A 569-nucleotide genomic window follows, 5' to 3' on the forward strand; every position below is an offset into this window, starting at 1 on the left:
TCGTGGAAGGTGGCTGAGTCAGGAACGCCGACATCGGCAGCATCGAGGATGTGAGCGTGTCCGCGCCCTTGCGCAGCCTGTCGAAGACAAGCGCGACCTCGCGTTCGAGCAGATTGACGCGACTGTCGGGGTTGCCGGCGATGGTGGCCGTGGTGTTTTCCCTGTCCTGATAGTCGCTCAGATACTCGCTGAGCGGTGCCCCATCCGTGCCCACGGTGAACTGGTTGACCGTTCGCCCGCCCAGCAGGGGCGAGAACTGGGCCGTCGAGATGTTGGTAAGGACCGGATTGCCGTTCTGCGCCACGAACTGTTCGGCCATCAGGCCGCCCCAGCCGTAGTAGATGCCACTCCGCTTCTGCTGCAGCCATTCCCGATACTGATCCACATGGGATCCGATCCCCGGCACGAGGGGTATGCCGTTGACGGTCTGCGCGAAGCCGTCGACCTTGCGAAGCGGCGCCGGTGTGGGGCCCACCTGTCCGACGACGGCGAGCTGCCCCTTGGCATAGAGATCGGCCAGATAGGCCATGCGGGGATGCAGGCCCACCTGCCGCCCCTGGAAGGCCGCA

Annotated in this window: 1 protein-coding gene; it reads right to left on the reverse strand. The window is 65.2% G+C overall.

Annotated elements, in window-relative coordinates; all coding sequences use genetic code 11:
• A partial coding sequence (locus DM995_RS19595; RefSeq protein ID WP_157973374.1) for a hypothetical protein occupies positions 1-529 on the reverse strand: 529 nt, incomplete at its 3' end.
• Positions 530-569: the final 40 nt, after the last annotated feature.

The sequence above is a fragment of the Blastomonas sp. UPD001 genome, from assembly GCF_003426715.1.
Classification (GTDB): domain Bacteria; phylum Pseudomonadota; class Alphaproteobacteria; order Sphingomonadales; family Sphingomonadaceae; genus Blastomonas.